Here is a 16616-nt window from a genome sequence, read left to right as displayed (position 1 = left end):
AAACATACAAAATCATGGATGATGACCAACAAAATTCTGAAATTGAAAAAATAGCAAACCTAATGGTTCATGATAATATTTCATTTGATGAACAGAATGCTTCTAAACTAGAAAAATACAAAAACCTAATCAAAAAAGACTGTGGTATTGATGATGAAGAAGCAATGAAGTTGGTTTTTGAAGCCCTGCTGTATAGAAAATTAAAAAGCTCTGACTCAGGTGGTCTGCTTGAGAAAGGTACTGATTTTGGTGCTGGATTCAGCTAACTATAACGGAACAGTGTCTATATCGTCTTTTGATACGCCTTTCCAAAGGCCGATCATTCCTTCCGGCTCTACTTTTTCTACCTTGGTAATTTGTTGAATTTTTATATGATCTGGATTTGGTGGCATCCATAACATTGCCATATAGTCGCCCACATTCCCAACCTTACTTGGTAATGCCATCATAATTTTCTCATTTGCAAACCCCTTTGAGGCAAGAGCCTTGCTTGCTTTTTCTTTAAGATCCATTCTTCCATGCAGGAACAAATAGATGTCCTTTCCAGTATCAATTTTTGTCATAAATTGACTAGTTTTTTCAGAGTAAATCAATCTTTCCTGATCTCATGTGCCAAAAAGGGTTAAATTAGAATGAACGAAATTCATAACTGTGAAAATCTTTACTGTTGGCAGCAAATCCTTTGTTACAAGTTTCCAATTGGCCGGGATTCCAGGTATTATCTCTGATACTCCACAAAAAGCATTGACTCAAATCAGAACACTAACTGATGATTCTGATGTTGGTCTGGTATTAGTAAGTGATGATATCACAGAATCAATCGGTGATGAATTGACATCACTGAGGGCTGAAAAGTCGACTCTTGTATTTTCACTTCCTGCAGCAGGAAGTGAAAAAAATGAAGTCGACTATAGATTAATGCTTAAAAAAATTCTTGGTGTATAGTTCTTTTAATCTACTTATAATCAGCACTTTAATACTCTACCATGAAAACTGCATCTGTAAAAGAATCAGGTATAATTTCTATTGATAATGTAGAAACACCCAACCTAAGATCTGGAGATATTCTAGTTCAGATGGAGTCTTGTGGTATATGTGGCTCTGATTTGGAAAAAGTGTTTGGTCACTATGGTCAACCATCAATGCGTTTAGGTCATGAACCTGCTGGCATAGTTTTAGATGTTGGCTCTGGTGTAACTCAATTTAAAAAGGGTGATAGAGTTTTCACACATCACCATGTTCCTTGTTATGATTGTCATTTGTGTAAGCATGGAAATGAAACGATGTGTGTAAAATACTATGAAACTAATCTATCTCCATGTGGTTTATCAGAAAAATATGTTGTTCCATCTTGGAATGTTTCACATGATGGTGTCTTGAAAATTTCTGATAAAACTAGTTTTGAAGAGGCAGCTATGATTGAGCCACTAGCATGCTGTGTTAGGGCTTGGACTAAATTCCAATACAAAGAAGGCGACTCAACTGCAATATTTGGTGTTGGTCCTACAGGTATGATGCATGTAATGTTGGCTCACGCAAAAAAGTTTTCAAAAATTTTCTGTTTTGATGTAAATAACTTTAGACTAAACTTTGCAAAAAAGTTCAACATAACACTGTCCATTAACTCTATGGATGAAAACAGAAAACAAAAGATTCTAGACCACACTGATGGACAAGGTGTAGATGTAGCAATTGTAGCTACAAGCAGTCTTAAAGCACTAGAGGATGCAATTGGAATGGTTCGTAAGGGAGGTTCTGTCATGATGTTTGGTGTTCCATCAAAAGGCGCAATGATGAATTTGGATATGAGTGTAGTTTACTCTAAAGAGATCACTTTAGTTACTAGCTATGCCGCATCTGACAAAGATACTGCTGAAGCGTTGAATCTAATAGAATCGTCTCAGATTGATGTGAGGCAATTAATAACTCACACTTACTGCATAAATGATTCTCAAAAAGCATTTGATCATGCACGTACAGGTGAGAATGCAATGAAAATAATTATTACAAAATGAGAAAGGCTTAAGAAAGGTATTTCGTTTCAAAAAAAATTGAAGATATATGGATTGGGGATTACAAAACAGATTATCTAGTATAATTAAACCTCAAAATAACCGAGCACTGATGCTTGCAGTAGATCACGGCTATTTTCTTGGTCCAACTGAAAAATTAGAAAATCCAAAAAAAGTCATTGCGCCGCTTTTGAAATATTGTGATTCCTTGATGGTCACTCGTGGTGTTCAGCGAACATCTGTTTCTGCAACCACTGATACTCCAATGGTGTTGAGAGTTTCTGGTGGTTCTAGTATTATTGGTGAGGACTTATCTCAAGAAGACATCACTGTCTCAATTCAGGATGCAATTAGACTTAATGCAAGTGCACTTGCAATGTCTATCTTTGTTGGCTCAAAATATGAATATCAAACTATTGTGAATTTGGGAAAATTAGTGAGTGAGGCTGAACAATACGGAATTCCAGTTTTGGCTGTAACTGCTGTTGGGAAAGAACTTGGAAAGGATGCACGCTATCTCTCACTTGCCTGTAGAGTTGCAGCAGAACAAGGGGCACATATTGTAAAAACATACTATTGTGAGAATTTTGAAAAAGTTGTTCAATCATGCCCTGTACCAATAATTGTTGCAGGTGGAAAGAAGATTCCTGAACGCGATGCTTTGCAATTGACATTTAATTCTATCAAAGATGGTGCAGTCGGTGTTGACATGGGACGAAATATCTGGCAATCCGATCACCCAGTTGCAATGATTCGTGCAGTAAGATCAATTGTACATGGAAACTTAAATGTTGATCAAGCTTTCAAGCTGTACCAAAAACTAGTTAGCGAGGAACCAAAAAATAATCCTAATCAAAACAAATCAAAGAAACCAAAGAACAATCCTAATCAAAACAAATCAAAGAAACCAAAGAACAATCCTAATCAAAACAAATCAAAGAAACCAAAGAACAATCCTAATCAAAACAAATCAAACCCTAAAAATAAATAGAATATATCAATTAATTTTTGATAAATGAATATGTACAATTTTCCATGTTGGTTGCTTGGCTAGTACAAATGTTGCTCGACCATTAACTATCATGTGCTCACCAGTGAATGCTTTGTTATCTACTAACATTCCTTTCTGAATTAATTCAAAAGCTACTACTGCTACATCTCCAAATATACTAAATTTTGGATTTTTGATTTCATAAGTATAGTCTGATATGCTTACAAATCTTAACTCTTCTAATTCAATTGTATTTTGATAATCTTTCAGATCATAAGGTGGTAAATCACTAAAGCTTGAAAACCTAGGGTCGTTTAGATGAATGTCTTTTAGAACCTCTAGATTCTTTGTTACTCCTGCTTCAAATAACGATTCAATAATTCTTATGATTTTTTCATTATCTGTCAAACCAATCATTCAAAATATAAAAATTCTTGGTTTAAATCTTCTGTATACTTGTAAATAAAATTATGATTATTTTAGATAATCTTTATTAGTTGTAAATTGATGGTTTTTGTTGATTTCAATGAGTATCAAATTAACTGGATTTCTTCGCAATTACTTACCTCATCTAGCTTCACTGTAATAGGTGCTCAAATTTACTAACTTAAAATTATGGAGATTGATTTAATGAATAAAATGGAAAAAATGACAGGCGCAAAGGCCTTGATGGTCGCAATGGAAAAAGAAGGCGTCAAAGAAGTATTTGGATTACCTGGAGGTGCAAATCTTCCAATGTATGATGAATTTGCTAGATGTAATATTAGACATATTTTGGTAAGACACGAGCAATCAGCTGCTCATATGGCAGATGGTTTTGGTAGGGTCAGTAGAAAACCTGGTGTCTGTTTTGCAACGTCAGGACCTGGTGCAACTAACATTTTAACAGGGATTGCAACAGCTCAAGCTGATTCTTCTCCAATGATTGCAGTGACTGGCCAAGTACCCGTGGCAATGATCGGACGAGATGCATTTCAGGAAAGTGATATTATTGGAATGGCTAATCCTGTTGTAAAGTATGCATTCCAACCAAGAACAGCTGCTGAAATTCCTGAAGTTGTAAGAAAAGGATTCTTTATTGCAGAAACTGGTAGACCCGGACCTGTACTAATTGACATTCCAAAAGATGTTCAACAAAATGAATCTGAAATGATTTTTCCAGATGAGTTTCAAATTCGTGGTTATCATCCATGGGCTGATCCTGATATTGCTAGTGTTGAAAAAGCAATTGATATGCTTGTTAATTCTGAAAAACCAATTATTTTAGCTGGTGGTGGTACCATTATCTCATCTGCATTTGCTGAACTCCAAGCAATAGCTGAAACTTTGATGCTTCCAGTAGTTACTACTTTCAAAGGCAAGGGTGCATTTCCTGAGAACCATCCTTTGTCATTAGGTCCAATTGGGATGCATGGACATGCAGAGGCAAATAAAATGATGTCCGAAGCTGATTGTGTATTGGCAATTGGAACTAGGTTTTCTGACAGATCGGTTGGAACATTTGAGGCTTTTGAAAAGAGATTAAAAATTATTCATATGGATGTTGATCCTGCAGAGATTGGCAAAAATCAAACCGCACAAATTGCAGTAGTAGGTGATGTTCGTGCATCCCTTAGAATTATGGTAAAATTACTTTTACAAAAGTCAATGAAAAAATCTGAAGAAAGTACATGGATTAAACATGTTAAAGAGACCAAAGCATACTGGAGCGAAAATTTGAAACTCCATCCAGGTGAGCTTGGTGCTGCAAAAATTTTGAGAAAACTTCGAGAGCTATTACCAAAAGAATCTATTGTAACTACTGAAGTAGGACAACACCAAATGTGGGCATCTTTGTTTTATGATGTAATTCAACCTGGAACTTTCTTTAGCTCTACTGGTCTTGGTACGATGGGTTGGGGATTTCCTGCATCTATTGGTGCCAAAGTTGCAAAACCTGATGTTCCTGTTGTTGATATTGCAGGTGATGGTAGTTTTAGTATGACTGAAAACTCGCTTGCGACTGCAGTTTTAGAAGATATTCCAGTAATTGTACTTATTTTAAATAACTCTTCATTGGGTATGGTTGCTCAATGGCAACGAACTTTCTATGATAGACGTATGATCGGAGTTGATCAAGGTCATTGCCCTGATTATGTTAAACTTGCTGAATCATATGGTGCTCAAGGAATTCGTGCACAGTCAATGGATGAGCTTGACAAGGCAATCAAAAATGCATTGAGCAGTAATGTTGCAACTGTTATTGACATTCCAATTGATCCTGAAGAAGATGTATTGCCATTTGTTGCACCAGGAACTTCTCTTTCGGATATGATCTTACCATCTTAGTGATTAACAATGTGGGCAATTCTTTCTATTCTTGTTGAAAATAAACCTGGAATCTTGTTTAAGGTAACTCATCTTTTTAGGTCTAGGAACTTCAATATTGACAGCATCTCAGTAGGAGTAACTGATAATCCTGAATACTCTAAAATGACCATCACCACCATTGGTGATGAAAAACAGATCGAACAGATTGTAAAACAGCTTGATAAAATGATTGATACTGTTAAAGTTGAACACTTGGATAAGCATAAAACCGTATATCGAGAACTTAGCCTTTTTAAGATAAAACTACGTAATGCTAATGATAGTATGGAAATTAATAAAATGGCAAACGCATATGGTGCCAAAGTTCATGATGCAAAAAAGGATTCAATCATGGTTGAATTGACTGCAACTCCTGACCAAATTGCAACATTTGAGGAATTGGCAAAACCATTTGGAATCATTGATGTTGCACGAACTGGTGTTGCAGCTTTGCAAAGGAGCGAAGAATGAAGATCAGAATATTTGATACCACCCTAAGAGACGGAGAGCAAACCATTGGTGTATCGTTGTCACCTGATCAAAAACTTGCAATTGCAAAAAGACTTGACGAATTAGGTGTTGATGCAATAGAGGCTGGATTTCCAGTGATATCTGAAGGGGAATCAAAAGCAGTCAAGATGATATCTGATGAAGGACTGTCTTGTGAGATTGCAGGATTGGCAAGAACAAACAAAAAAGATATTGATGCTGCAGTTAATGCAGGGCTAAATTACATTCACACATTTATTGCAACTTCTGACATTCATTTGGAATACAAACTCAAAATGACTCGAGACCAAGCACTTGCAAAGGCAGTTGATGCAGTAGAATATTGCAAGTCACGAGGATTACAAGTAGAGTTTTCAGCTGAGGACGCTACTCGAACTGACCGGGAATTTTTGAAAAAGGTATTTGGTGAGGTTGCAAAAGCAGGAGCTGATAGAGTCAACATTCCTGATACTGTAGGATATGCAACTCCTGAATACATGGCAGAAATTACTCGAGATACAGTAATTGCAACAAAACTCCCAGTAAGCGTTCACTGTCATAACGACTTTGGATTGGCAGTTGCAAACTCATTGTCTGGCATTCATGCTGGTGCAACATGTGCACATGTTACGGTAAATGGAATTGGAGAACGTGCGGGTAATGCATCCCTTGAGGAACTTGCAATGGCATTACAGTGTTTACCACATGAGCAAAAATATGAAACTAACATCAAGTCTGAATTAATCTATGACGCATCCCGTTTTATCTCGAAGACTGTTGGAATTAAGGTTCAGCCAAATAAGGCAATTGTAGGAAATAATGCGTTTGGTCATGAGTCTGGCATTCATACACACGGTGTATTGAGTAACCCTCTTACCTATGAGCCAATCAGCCCTGAACTAGTTGGAAGAAAGAGACAACTACATGTTGGAAAACATGCAGGAATTCATGGAATGAATGCAATGCTTGAAGAATTTGGAATAAAAACCACTGAGGACCAATCAAAACAGATTCTTGAGAAGATCAAAGTACTAGGTGATCAGGGGAAGCAGATAACCGATGTTGAGTTGTTATCCATTGCAAGTGATGTCTTGGGAGAAAAAGGAATCAAGAGAATTGTTCACCTAACTGGCTTTTCAGTATCAACTGGAATTGGAACAATGCCTTATGCATTTGTAAAGCTAAACATTGATGGGAAAGACTATATCGGAACCAACTATGGTGTTGGTCCAGTAGATGCAGCACTCAATGCAATCCAAAAGATTACTGGGAAGATTGCTGAATTGACAATCAAAGACTATGGCTTGGCCTCAATCTCTGGAGGCTCTACTGCATTGTGTGAAGTAACCGTTACTATAGAGGACGCAAATAGAAACAAGGTCTCATCAAAATCAGTCGGCGAGGACATTGTAACCACAAGTGTTCAAGCAGTGATTGATGGAATTAATAGAATGATGCTCAAAAACATACTTCATGAAAAGCAGTATAGCTAATTCTTTTGTGATGGTATGGTGTACAAAATCTCGTTAATTACTGGGGATGGAATTGGTCCTGAACTCTCTGAATCTGCAGTATCTGTACTAAACACTATTCATGACAAACTTGATTTGAAATTTGACGTTACAAAATTATCTGCCGGTGACAAGGCTTTATCTGAGACAGGCAAGGCATTGCCTGATGATGTTGTTTCTACAATAAAAAACTCTGATGCGTGTCTTAAGGCACCAGTTGGTGAGAGTGCAGCTGATGTAATTGTGGTATTAAGACGAACCCTTGACTTGTATGCTAACATCAGACCTGCAAAGTCATACCCACACATGCCTGCATTGCGTGATGATATTGACATGGTGATAGTTAGAGAGAATACTGAGGATCTTTACACTGGAAAGGAATTCAGTCTGGGTAATGCAGCAGTCGCATTGAGAATAATCTCAGAGACTGCATCAAAGCGAATTGCAAAGTATGCATTTGAGACTGCCATGCAGCGTGACTCTATGAGAAAGGTAACATGTGTTCACAAGTCAAATGTCATGCGCGTAACTGATGGCTTGTTTGCAAAGACATGTATTGATGTATCCAAGGGTTATCCTGATGTTACATTTGAGCAGATGTATGTTGATGCATGTGCAATGAATCTGATTCGTCAACCCGAACAGTTTGATGTTATTGTCACAACAAACTTGTTTGGTGATATCTTGTCTGATGAATCGTCCCAAGTGGTTGGGGGATTGGGAATGGCCCCAGCTGCCAACATTGGAGATAACTTTGCACTTTTTGAGCCAGTTCATGGTGCTGCATTTGATATCGCAGGACAAAATATTGCAAACCCCTCGTCTTTTTTACTGTCAATTAAGATGATGTTTGACTGGCTTGGTAATAGGCATAATGATTCCAAATGTATTGAGGTAGGCAAACGACTGGAATCTATCATCTTTGATTTGGTAAAGAATGGTGTAAAGACTAAGGATATTGGAGGCAACAAGACCACTTTGGAGTTTACAAGACAGATTACTGACAATCTCTAAAAATGGTATCCTCTCTTTTTACGCCTAGGTTTGTGCTATGTTTTGAAGGTGTACTGAACATTCAGCAACACAGTTTGATGAGTAAATAAAATGATATTCTTGCTGTTGTTTCTAGCCTGATGGTGAAATTATTTTGATTTTTGTCATTTTGTGCACATTCAGTACGATCAGTTGATGACTGCGGTAGTAAAATGTAAGATTTGTAATGCAATTCACGAATCACCAATACAATCCGTTTTGACCACAATGGAATTCATCAAGGCCAAAGAAAAATCAGAACTTTTTGAAAATATGTGGAAATGTCCAAAATGTGGAAGAATGTCAATGTACAGTAGTTTTGATTATTTTTGGCAAGAAGCATGAAAATCAAATTTTTGATTTAATTACTAGAAAATCAAACACTGGAAAAATATTCTACTATGGAATGTTGATTACTAACGACAAAATATTTTTTCAACAATACATTTGAAGAAATTAAATTCAAAATAAAACAAACAATAATTTAGTCTTTCAATCAATGTTTACCATTGATTAAGAAATGAAGAAATCTATATTTTTGCAATATAGAAATAATTGATTGGATCATGAGGAAGTTGTTTGACTTCAACTTTTGAGAACCCTGCATCATGAAGCATCTCTGTAGCCTTTTCTCTCCCCCACATGGCTCCTAGTCCTTTACCGTTAAGTGCTAATGAGACAGTCATACAGTGTAAACAGGAGATGGTGTAAAGAAATGGAGCTAATGTATGCTGCATGTTATTTTCAAGTTTTGAAGAACCTGCAATATCTTGCATTAAAAATACTCCGTCTGGTTTTAGAGAACGACAAATATTCTCAAGAACTTTATCTGGATGAGCTTGATCATGAATTGCATCAAATGCAGTGATAAAATCAAAGTAATCTGCATGATCAAAATGTGTTACATCTTGCTGTTCAAATGTTACATTTTTTAATCCAAGTTTTGTCATCTCGTCTCTTGCATTTGCTATTCCTTCAGCTGAAAAGTCATACCCGTGAAAATGAGAACTAGGAAAATTCTTTGCCATGAGATTAATTGCTCGTCCACTACCACATCCGACATCTAGTACTTGAATGCCTTGAGAAAGCTTATTTGTGACTCCCGAAACAATTGGTAAAATACCATCGATTAATTCAGCAATAACAGTCTGATTACTTTCTTCTGCCATCACATCATGAAATCGGTGATATGATTCGTATGGAACCCCACCACCATTTTCAAAACAATGGATAATTTCATCCTCAACTCTTGCCATAACTGGAATGAATTGCATCGATGTTGCAAAATTAAATGAACCATTTCGAGTTAAAAAATCTGCTTTTTCTTTAGGCAGGGAATATAGTGCTAATTGAGGGTCATAATCAACAATCTTGGAAGTAACTAAAGCCCCTAGCCATTCTCTCACGTATCTTTCATTAAGCCTTGCTCTTAATGCAATGTCATTACTGGTAGAGGGGGGAATCTCTGCCATCACATCAAACAATTTTGTTCTATGGCCAATTGAAAGCATTAATGCTAATGCAGATTTATTCATAATGTCTAACATTTGTTCATCAAAAGTAGTCATCTTGTTTTGTTAGACATTAAACATTTTAATCATTTACTATGATAAAATAAAATACTCTTAATCTAGCAGTAAGAATATGATGATTGCTGTAACATTTAAGATCTAAAAATAACTTGATTCAAATTTGATTAGGAATATAGCGTGCGTGGGGGATTAGTTATGGTATTCAGAATAAGACTTACGTGGAAATATTTTCAATATGTAATTATTCACGAAAAATAATTTCAAATAATTCTCTAGTGTAAATTAAAGATTAATTCAAACTAATGTGATCTTAAATATTAATTCATGATTAAAATGAATTTTTGATACTTGAAAAAGGAACAATATTTTATTGAACTGTAGAATGTTTGGCTCCAACCGGAGTAGGAAAGCAACTTGTATCTAGAAATGCTCCTGATTTTGAGGATTAAATTAAACTCATGAGGCTATCCGGTCCCAGTGACGTATGCGTTAAGGATACTGTTTATTTCAAAGGTATCTCAGAATGGATTGAGATTGGTTCTTAAGATGTGCTGCATTATGTTGCGGATCACCAAGAAAAGTTTGATACGTTAGAGGTATACTTTAGTAGTTCAGAGTAAAATAATTAAAAAATTTACAACGCTATTCTCCAATCCCATTGATCTTTTCATCTATTTTTGATATTTCTTTGAAAATTTCTTTGGTGTGTGATGATTCAGACTTGTGGTCTATCATAGGTTTGGGATAATTCAGCATATTTTCAGGATATTTTGTATCTAATCTGTGAATAACTTTAGATGAGATATTTTCTAGTTCTGGAATCTCTCTCTTTATGTAGATGCAATCCGGATCAAATTTTTGTTGCTGAAGCCATGGATTGAATATCCTAAACCATGGTTGGGCATCGCATCCAGTGGATGCTGCCCATTGCCAATTCCCGATATTTACACTTGGATCGTAATCAATCAGTTTTGATGCAAAGTACTGCTCGCCCCATCTCCAGTCAATATGCAGATCTTTTGTGAGAAAGGATGCCACAATCATTCTCACTCTATTGTGCATAAATCCGGTTTCGTTCAGTTCCCTCATTCCAGCATCTACGATTGGGAAACCAGTTTTGCCTTCACACCATTTTCTAAATGCCCTTTTGTTTCTACTCCATGGAATTTTTTGGTATTTTTTGTTAAATTCATCTGAAAAACTATGCGGATAATGATGCATTATATACGTGAAAAAATCCCTCCAATGAAGTTGTGCAATTAGTGTATGGGTTGACCCCAAATCCTGTAAAATTCTATGATAAAATTCCCGTATGGAGCAGGTTCCAAATCTATTATGAGCAGATAACATCGAGGTGCCGTTTATTGCAGGATAATTTCGATCAACGTCGTAATTTTTTAGATTTTTTAGATTATTCAACAATGACACGCATGATTCTCTTCCTCCTCTGAATGAGGCTTTGTGATTATTTTTTTCCATATGACTTTCTAGGTTGCCACTTGAAATCTCTAATTTTATCTCTTGATTTGAAAGATTAGAAAAATCATGGTTTTGTGGTTTTCTTACTGATAATCCTCTTGAAGTTGAGAAATATGATGTGAAAACCTTGTATGGCTCTCCTTTTAGAGTCTTGATCTCATCTACATCATGCAAGAGTAGGTCGTCTGTTGAAATAAAATCAACCTTGTGTTTGCTGCAAACTTTTCTAATATCTCTGTCTCTCTTTTTACTAAATTGCGTGTAATCAGTATTTACAAAAATCGCATCAATTTTTATCAGATTAATTAGATTTTCAATAATTTTTTCTGGTTTCCCTGAAAGAATATGCAAGTATGACTCGTTGTTTTGTAATTGTTTATCAAGATCCACCAGGCATTCTCGAATAAACTGAAGTCTGAACTTGCTAAATTTTGGATTAGATTTTTTCAATAATTTTGGATCAAGGATAAAACAGGGAATTGTTTGGTTAGAGGACCTACTAGCCTCAATCAAACCAGTATTGTCAACTACTCTCAGATCCCGTCTAAATAAAAATACAGATTTTTGATATTTTTTCATGATAAAGTATATCTAATATTTTTTATCGATAAAGTTACAGAAATATTAAATGACAAATTTTATTCTACCTTTACTCTTGATGTCATCCAATTACTATAAATTTATTCATTAAATAAAGCAAGTCTATTAAATTTCAACTTTGTATTTTCTCACCAATTATTTCAATTTTCTTAGTTCCCCGGGTAAAGTTTACAGTCACCTTGTTGCCCTCTATGTAGGAATCCATCCATTCTTGACCATCGATCAAAATCATAAATATTTCACTTATGATCTGTGGAGAAATACCAATCACCAAAGTACCATCGTTATATGGATTTACCTGTATAATTAGAGAATTGAATTCTTCATTGACATATGCATTATTCACAAAAGTTTCAGAGACTTTGTATGCAACACAATAATTATCTCTGATTAAAATTTCACTGTCAGTGCAGTTTACTGTTTGCCTGATATCCTGTGATTGCAATTTCATATTTGAAATATATTCTGATTCTTCATTTGGAATTTCAGAACAGAGTCTGTCACCACAAACAATTCTTGATGTTTTAGAGTCATATTTTCAACCTTCTTTTCCTTTAGCCTTCATTGGAAAAGAATCTTAAACTAATTGGATTCCAATTAATGAATTCAGAATTATTGTGATAACTAGAACTCCGAAAGTGCGTTTATTGTCAGAAATTGAAATTTTAAATCCTACAAATCTTTTCTTGTTTCATCATTTTTAATACTTTAGAGAAATTAGATGTGGTGCTAAGTAAAATACAAAATAACAGATAAGTGCATGTTGTTTTTTGATTTCAACAAAATATTTCCATATGATTCAAAAGTCGTCTGCGCCTTATTTATTGGCACTAGAATTAATCTTACCACTAGAATTAATCTTACCCCTAGGTTAAATACCATAAATTGATTAAAATAATCATGGCAGAAGAACAAGAATGGGCAAATTTACTGGCCGAAATTTTTGACAAGCTTACGCAAAAGCATGCCTCAATCACTTATGATTTTGAAAATCTTGAGATGCAAGGTAAGATCGAAAAAGACGGCAAGACAATCCCTACAGGCACGGTTTCCTTAACTGGAAAACTGACTATTACAGCAAAATGAGGTGTGGATGAAAATGAAAGATTTTGATATTCCCGCCAATTTTTTATCTTTTATACAAAGTGGAAGTCTAAAGGTTGCATGTGATGGTGCCCCATCAATTACCTTTCTTGCCGAAGGCAACTCTCGAATTATCGACATCATTGACATTCCAATTGAGATTGAAAAAAGACCTGGTCTGATAAAACAATTATCAGAAGCAAAGGATCTTGCAAAAAATCTAAAACAGCAAAATATTACACTTGAAATAAGATTGCATGGAGAACCTGTGCTCAAGCTCGGTGAGAAGGCAAATCCAAAACTTGCAAAGATTGTAACGCTAAGTAATAGTATTGAAATAACTGACTTGAGAAAACTGAAAAAACTCAGTGACGTTTTCTAAGAATGGGTTAGCAGATATGTCATACAATGAATCACAGATAGAAATATCTCGGTAGTATGTATACTCTGCTGCAAAAAACAAATCTTACAAGATAATAGTTAACCTTCGTATTCTGACTCTTTGACAACTTTTACGTCGTGTTTGAAACCTCACTTATTATTGACAATCAAAACGAATTGATAGCAATAAGAAATTTCATCTGTGCTTTATTATCATCCATATATGTAATCGCATCACACAATACGTTCCATAAAATAATCAACTACAGGTACAATGGGAAATTCATTTGATGTTCTATTATTTTTCAATATTTTCAGCATACCATTTTTCAACCAAATCAACACATTCCTCATACCTGTTTTTCTTATCTAATGCATCAGACTTTCCATAATTGTTTTCACAGTGATTTAATCCTGCTTGGTATGTTTGTTGTAAATTCTGTGACTCATCAAATGGTGTTTCTATAAACATTGGGAAGGTCTCTGAGATAATTCCGTTTACTATAAACAACGCTGCAAATAACAGCGGTACTCCAACTGCAAGTATTACAAAAATTTGTCTCATGTTGTTATAACGTCAGTATAGGTAAAATAGAACTCTTTTGTTTCATATTTAAAATTAGCACTAGTTGGACAGGTTATCTTTATAGTAAAATATGGATAGCAGTAACAAACAAGCCTGAATCCCATTCGGGTTGGTTGCAAAAGACATTCGAGATAGAGTGACAGGGGGTTCTTTTCAATTAATCCAGTAGTGATTACAAAAGTGATTTAAATTATCAATAATATTTTGAAAATTAGCAATGATTTGTTAAAAAAAGAATAGATTTCAAAACTTGATAACTTTTAAGAAATAATCTTTACTAATTTTTTTTAAAAACTAATTTATGGTGAACATTATTACCACCAGAATTATTATTTACCACTAGTTAAATATCACAATCAAAAACAAACTATGAACGGCTGGCTGTCGCCTGATTACAATAGTTTCAGGCCTTAAACTGATACTGAGAACAAAGTTGGCTTCACTGCATTGGAATCAGAGCAAAACTGTCACTAGAATACCCTTGTTTCTGGCCTTAAGTTTTGAAAACCTTTTTACAATTTTTTATTGCCTCACATGACATTTTTCAACTAGAAAAAATCTACCACTATTCTACTGGGTAGAAGTTTCTGATGTTTCACATTCTAGAGGAATTCAGATATAGATGGAAAAATCTGCAATACTACAATAAATCTAGAAAAAAGAAATCACATCAATTTCTTGCTTGTGTGAATGTTGAAATTTATGATTATAGAATATTTCTGTTCAAATCAGTAAAGCATTTGTGCTGTCATTCCTAGTCTTGATGTTTTGTAGAACTGAATTGGTTGTTACGTGCACTTTCTAATCTAAACAAATATTGAATGAGTTATTGATTTTATAACATCGAAACATTCCTAACGCCAGTCATCTATGGCATATCTATCTGCAATATTATATGCATCATTGTTTGGCTTATGCAACGATACGCCTAGAAAATCAATTGAGAAATTTTGCTTTAACATATACTGGTATGCATTATAGCGGCCTGCATTGACTCCTCCTGTCAGAAAAGAAAGTCCTTTTGCGATGGTTAATTCTTCACATGCTTTTAAAAGATTCATGAAATTGCTTTGTGATTCTGAATCTGCCTTTACTGCACCAAACTTTACATAACACTTGTCATTTCCAGCTTCGGTATTGGTTCCACAATGACAAGTGGCAAACCCTGCAATCTCTTTATTTCTATCAAAGAGAATCACTGTATCTCCATAATTCATCTTGTCTACTGCCTTTATTTCTAATTCTAGCTCAAGACCAGGGTAAATTGTATTTGTAACTTGATTGCATCCCTCAAGATACTTGTCTTGATTTTCCTCACAGTCTGAATATTTTACCCATGTAAATTTGGAATTTGAAATAACAGATTTGGGTTCTATTTTTTTTGACATTACTGGAATTAAAAATCTGGGATGGTATCCAAACTTTCTGTATAATCTGATGTGTTTTGGACTGTTTGCAAAAGTCATGGCTCCTGAATGGGTCACCTTCCATTTCTCAAAACATTTCATTACAGACTCCATTAGCATGCTTCCTGCCTCCTTGCCCCAATATTCAGGATGAACGGTTAGAGGTCCAAATATTCCGACACTACCCCAGTGAAGCCCAAAATTAGAGCCTATCATTTTACCATCTAATTCAGCTACAAATGCCGCAGAAGGATCAGCATTGTATCGTGTATTGGCATATCTTGCATCTAAACGATAGTCTTCAGGATTATCGTAACCCAAAAAAGTCCCAAATGCTAATCTGATTATCCTATCTGCTTCTTGTAGATCTTCTTTGATCATATGACGAATTATGATGTCACTCATTTGCTATGACTAATTCAAACAAAGAGATAATATCTATTAATGGAATATATCTCCACCATTTTTAGTCATTGTGAAACTTATTACTTGACATAAAGTAATTTTTTGTTGTGTTGCTAAAGAATATAGTTATTGCAATAGTGCCGATTATTACTGTCTTGGTTTTAGGAAGCGTGTTATGGCAAAATAGTGGATTACCTAATTCTAATTACCCATGTGCTTTAACAGAAAACAATGTTGAGGGACCCTATTACATTGCAGATGCACCTCAAAAGGAAAAACTAGGTGAATTACTAGAGGGAGAAAAACTGATAATTTCAGGACACGTGTTTGATTACAATTGCAATCCCGTACCAGGTGCAATAATAGACATCTGGCAAACGGATTCAAAAGGTAATTATTATTTTGAAGATTTTACTCTTCGAGGAAAAATACATGCCGATGAGAATGGATTATATCATCTTGAAACGATATTTCCTGGAAAATATTCTGAATCAGGTGTAGTCAGACCCTCACATCTTCACGTAAAGATTTCATCTCCTGAAGGAGAACCACTTACAACACAACTCTATTTTGCTGGCGATGAACACCATGATTGGTTAGTAAAGCCTTCCTTGATCTTACAGATAAATGAAACAGATGGAATAAAATACTCTGAATTTGATTTTACTATTACCCCCTGATTTTTCTATGAATGTTAAATTCATTTTTTTGACTAGAGTAATTATGATATCTAGTTGAGATTTCAGACTTTAAAAATGGT

Annotated in this window: 19 protein-coding genes; 12 read left to right on the top strand and 7 right to left on the bottom strand. The window is 35.0% G+C overall.

The features are described from left to right. Nucleotides 1–14: 14 nt before the first annotated feature. Entirely contained in the window at nt 15–266 is a 252-nt protein-coding gene (locus tag OEM44_08990; protein ID MDH3516929.1) for a hypothetical protein, read from the top strand. Here the strand turns inward: OEM44_08990 and OEM44_08985 are convergent, their stop codons facing one another. Further along, nucleotides 267–563, bottom strand: coding sequence for a hypothetical protein (locus OEM44_08985; GenBank protein MDH3516928.1), 297 nt, complete (start codon nt 561–563; stop codon nt 267–269). 88 nt (nt 564–651) lie between these two features. On the opposite strand from OEM44_08985, the gene OEM44_08980 reads away from it, so the two are divergent. The 3 genes from OEM44_08980 to lsrF are packed head-to-tail and all read left to right on the top strand — an operon-like array spanning nt 652 to nt 3003. Then, nucleotides 652–945 carry a V-type ATP synthase subunit F gene (locus tag OEM44_08980; GenBank protein MDH3516927.1) on the top strand — a complete coding sequence of 98 codons (294 nt, stop codon included), beginning with the start codon at nt 652–654 and terminating at the stop codon, nt 943–945. A 41-nt stretch (nt 946–986) separates the two neighbouring features. Beyond that, the gene (locus OEM44_08975) at nt 987–2015 is read left to right on the top strand and encodes a zinc-dependent dehydrogenase (GenBank protein MDH3516926.1); all 1029 of its coding nucleotides are present in this window, start codon (nt 987–989) and stop codon (nt 2013–2015) included. 46 nt (nt 2016–2061) lie between these two features. Continuing rightward, entirely contained in the window at nt 2062–3003 is a 942-nt protein-coding gene (gene lsrF, locus OEM44_08970; GenBank protein MDH3516925.1) for a 3-hydroxy-5-phosphonooxypentane-2,4-dione thiolase, read from the top strand. A gap of 6 nt (nt 3004–3009) precedes the next feature. On the opposite strand, the gene OEM44_08965 is transcribed toward lsrF, so the two are convergent. After that, a complete protein-coding gene (locus OEM44_08965; GenBank protein MDH3516924.1) occupies nt 3010–3420 on the bottom strand; it encodes a nuclear transport factor 2 family protein in 411 nt (136 codons plus the stop codon). Between the two features lie 213 nt (nt 3421–3633). On the opposite strand from OEM44_08965, the gene ilvB reads away from it, so the two are divergent. The 5 genes from ilvB (at nt 3634) to OEM44_08940 (ending at nt 8729) form a co-directional block, all read left to right on the top strand. Further along, nucleotides 3634–5331 carry a biosynthetic-type acetolactate synthase large subunit gene (gene ilvB / locus OEM44_08960; protein MDH3516923.1) on the top strand — a complete coding sequence of 566 codons (1698 nt, stop codon included), beginning with the start codon at nt 3634–3636 and terminating at the stop codon, nt 5329–5331. Between the two features lie 9 nt (nt 5332–5340). After that, a complete protein-coding gene (gene ilvN, locus OEM44_08955) occupies nt 5341–5823 on the top strand; it encodes an acetolactate synthase small subunit (GenBank protein MDH3516922.1) in 483 nt (160 codons plus the stop codon). Beyond that, nucleotides 5820–7334 (top strand): 2-isopropylmalate synthase, encoded by a 1515-nt coding sequence (locus tag OEM44_08950; GenBank protein ID MDH3516921.1) that lies wholly within the window; start codon nt 5820–5822, stop codon nt 7332–7334. Before ilvN ends, OEM44_08950 begins: the two co-directional genes overlap by 4 nt. A 15-nt stretch (nt 7335–7349) precedes the next feature. Beyond that, complete coding sequence (locus OEM44_08945) at nt 7350–8366, top strand: isocitrate/isopropylmalate dehydrogenase family protein (GenBank protein ID MDH3516920.1); 1017 nt, start codon at nt 7350–7352, stop codon at nt 8364–8366. Nucleotides 8367–8540: 174 nt separating this feature from the next. After that, complete coding sequence (locus OEM44_08940; protein ID MDH3516919.1) at nt 8541–8729, top strand: CpXC domain-containing protein; 189 nt, start codon at nt 8541–8543, stop codon at nt 8727–8729. A gap of 185 nt (nt 8730–8914) precedes the next feature. Here the strand turns inward: OEM44_08940 and OEM44_08935 are convergent, their stop codons facing one another. The 3 genes from OEM44_08935 to OEM44_08925 all read right to left on the bottom strand — a co-directional run bounded on the left by OEM44_08935 (nt 8915) and on the right by OEM44_08925 (nt 12446). Then, complete coding sequence (locus OEM44_08935) at nt 8915–9952, bottom strand: class I SAM-dependent methyltransferase (GenBank protein MDH3516918.1); 1038 nt, start codon at nt 9950–9952, stop codon at nt 8915–8917. 606 nt (nt 9953–10558) lie between these two features. Next, nucleotides 10559–11974 carry a DNA photolyase family protein gene (locus OEM44_08930; GenBank protein MDH3516917.1) on the bottom strand — a complete coding sequence of 472 codons (1416 nt, stop codon included), beginning with the start codon at nt 11972–11974 and terminating at the stop codon, nt 10559–10561. Between the two features lie 133 nt (nt 11975–12107). Beyond that, nucleotides 12108–12446: a hypothetical protein gene (locus OEM44_08925; protein MDH3516916.1), complete on the bottom strand. Its 339-nt coding sequence runs from the start codon at nt 12444–12446 to the stop codon at nt 12108–12110. Nucleotides 12447–12895: 449 nt separating this feature from the next. Here OEM44_08925 and OEM44_08920 point away from each other — a divergent pair, with 449 nt between their 5' ends. Beyond that, complete coding sequence (locus OEM44_08920; GenBank protein MDH3516915.1) at nt 12896–13081, top strand: hypothetical protein; 186 nt, start codon at nt 12896–12898, stop codon at nt 13079–13081. A 13-nt stretch (nt 13082–13094) separates the two neighbouring features. Continuing rightward, complete coding sequence (locus tag OEM44_08915) at nt 13095–13460, top strand: hypothetical protein (GenBank protein MDH3516914.1); 366 nt, start codon at nt 13095–13097, stop codon at nt 13458–13460. A gap of 297 nt (nt 13461–13757) precedes the next feature. Here the strand turns inward: OEM44_08915 and OEM44_08910 are convergent, their stop codons facing one another. Both OEM44_08910 and OEM44_08905 read right to left on the bottom strand, forming a co-directional pair. Next, entirely contained in the window at nt 13758–14024 is a 267-nt protein-coding gene (locus OEM44_08910) for a hypothetical protein (GenBank protein MDH3516913.1), read from the bottom strand. A gap of 875 nt (nt 14025–14899) precedes the next feature. Next, nucleotides 14900–15856 (bottom strand): GNAT family N-acetyltransferase, encoded by a 957-nt coding sequence (locus OEM44_08905; protein MDH3516912.1) that lies wholly within the window; start codon nt 15854–15856, stop codon nt 14900–14902. A 107-nt stretch (nt 15857–15963) separates the two neighbouring features. Between OEM44_08905 and OEM44_08900 the strand changes: the two genes are divergently transcribed. Further along, nucleotides 15964–16536, top strand: a complete 573-nt coding sequence (locus OEM44_08900) for a hypothetical protein (protein MDH3516911.1) — start codon at nt 15964–15966, stop codon at nt 16534–16536. Nucleotides 16537–16616: the final 80 nt, after the last annotated feature.

Source organism: Nitrosopumilus sp. (assembly GCA_029862745.1).
In the GTDB taxonomy this organism is placed as follows: Archaea; Thermoproteota; Nitrososphaeria; order Nitrososphaerales; family Nitrosopumilaceae; genus Nitrosopumilus.
The sequence above is the reverse complement of the archived record's forward strand: the minus strand, read 5'-3'. Positions and strand labels throughout refer to the sequence as shown.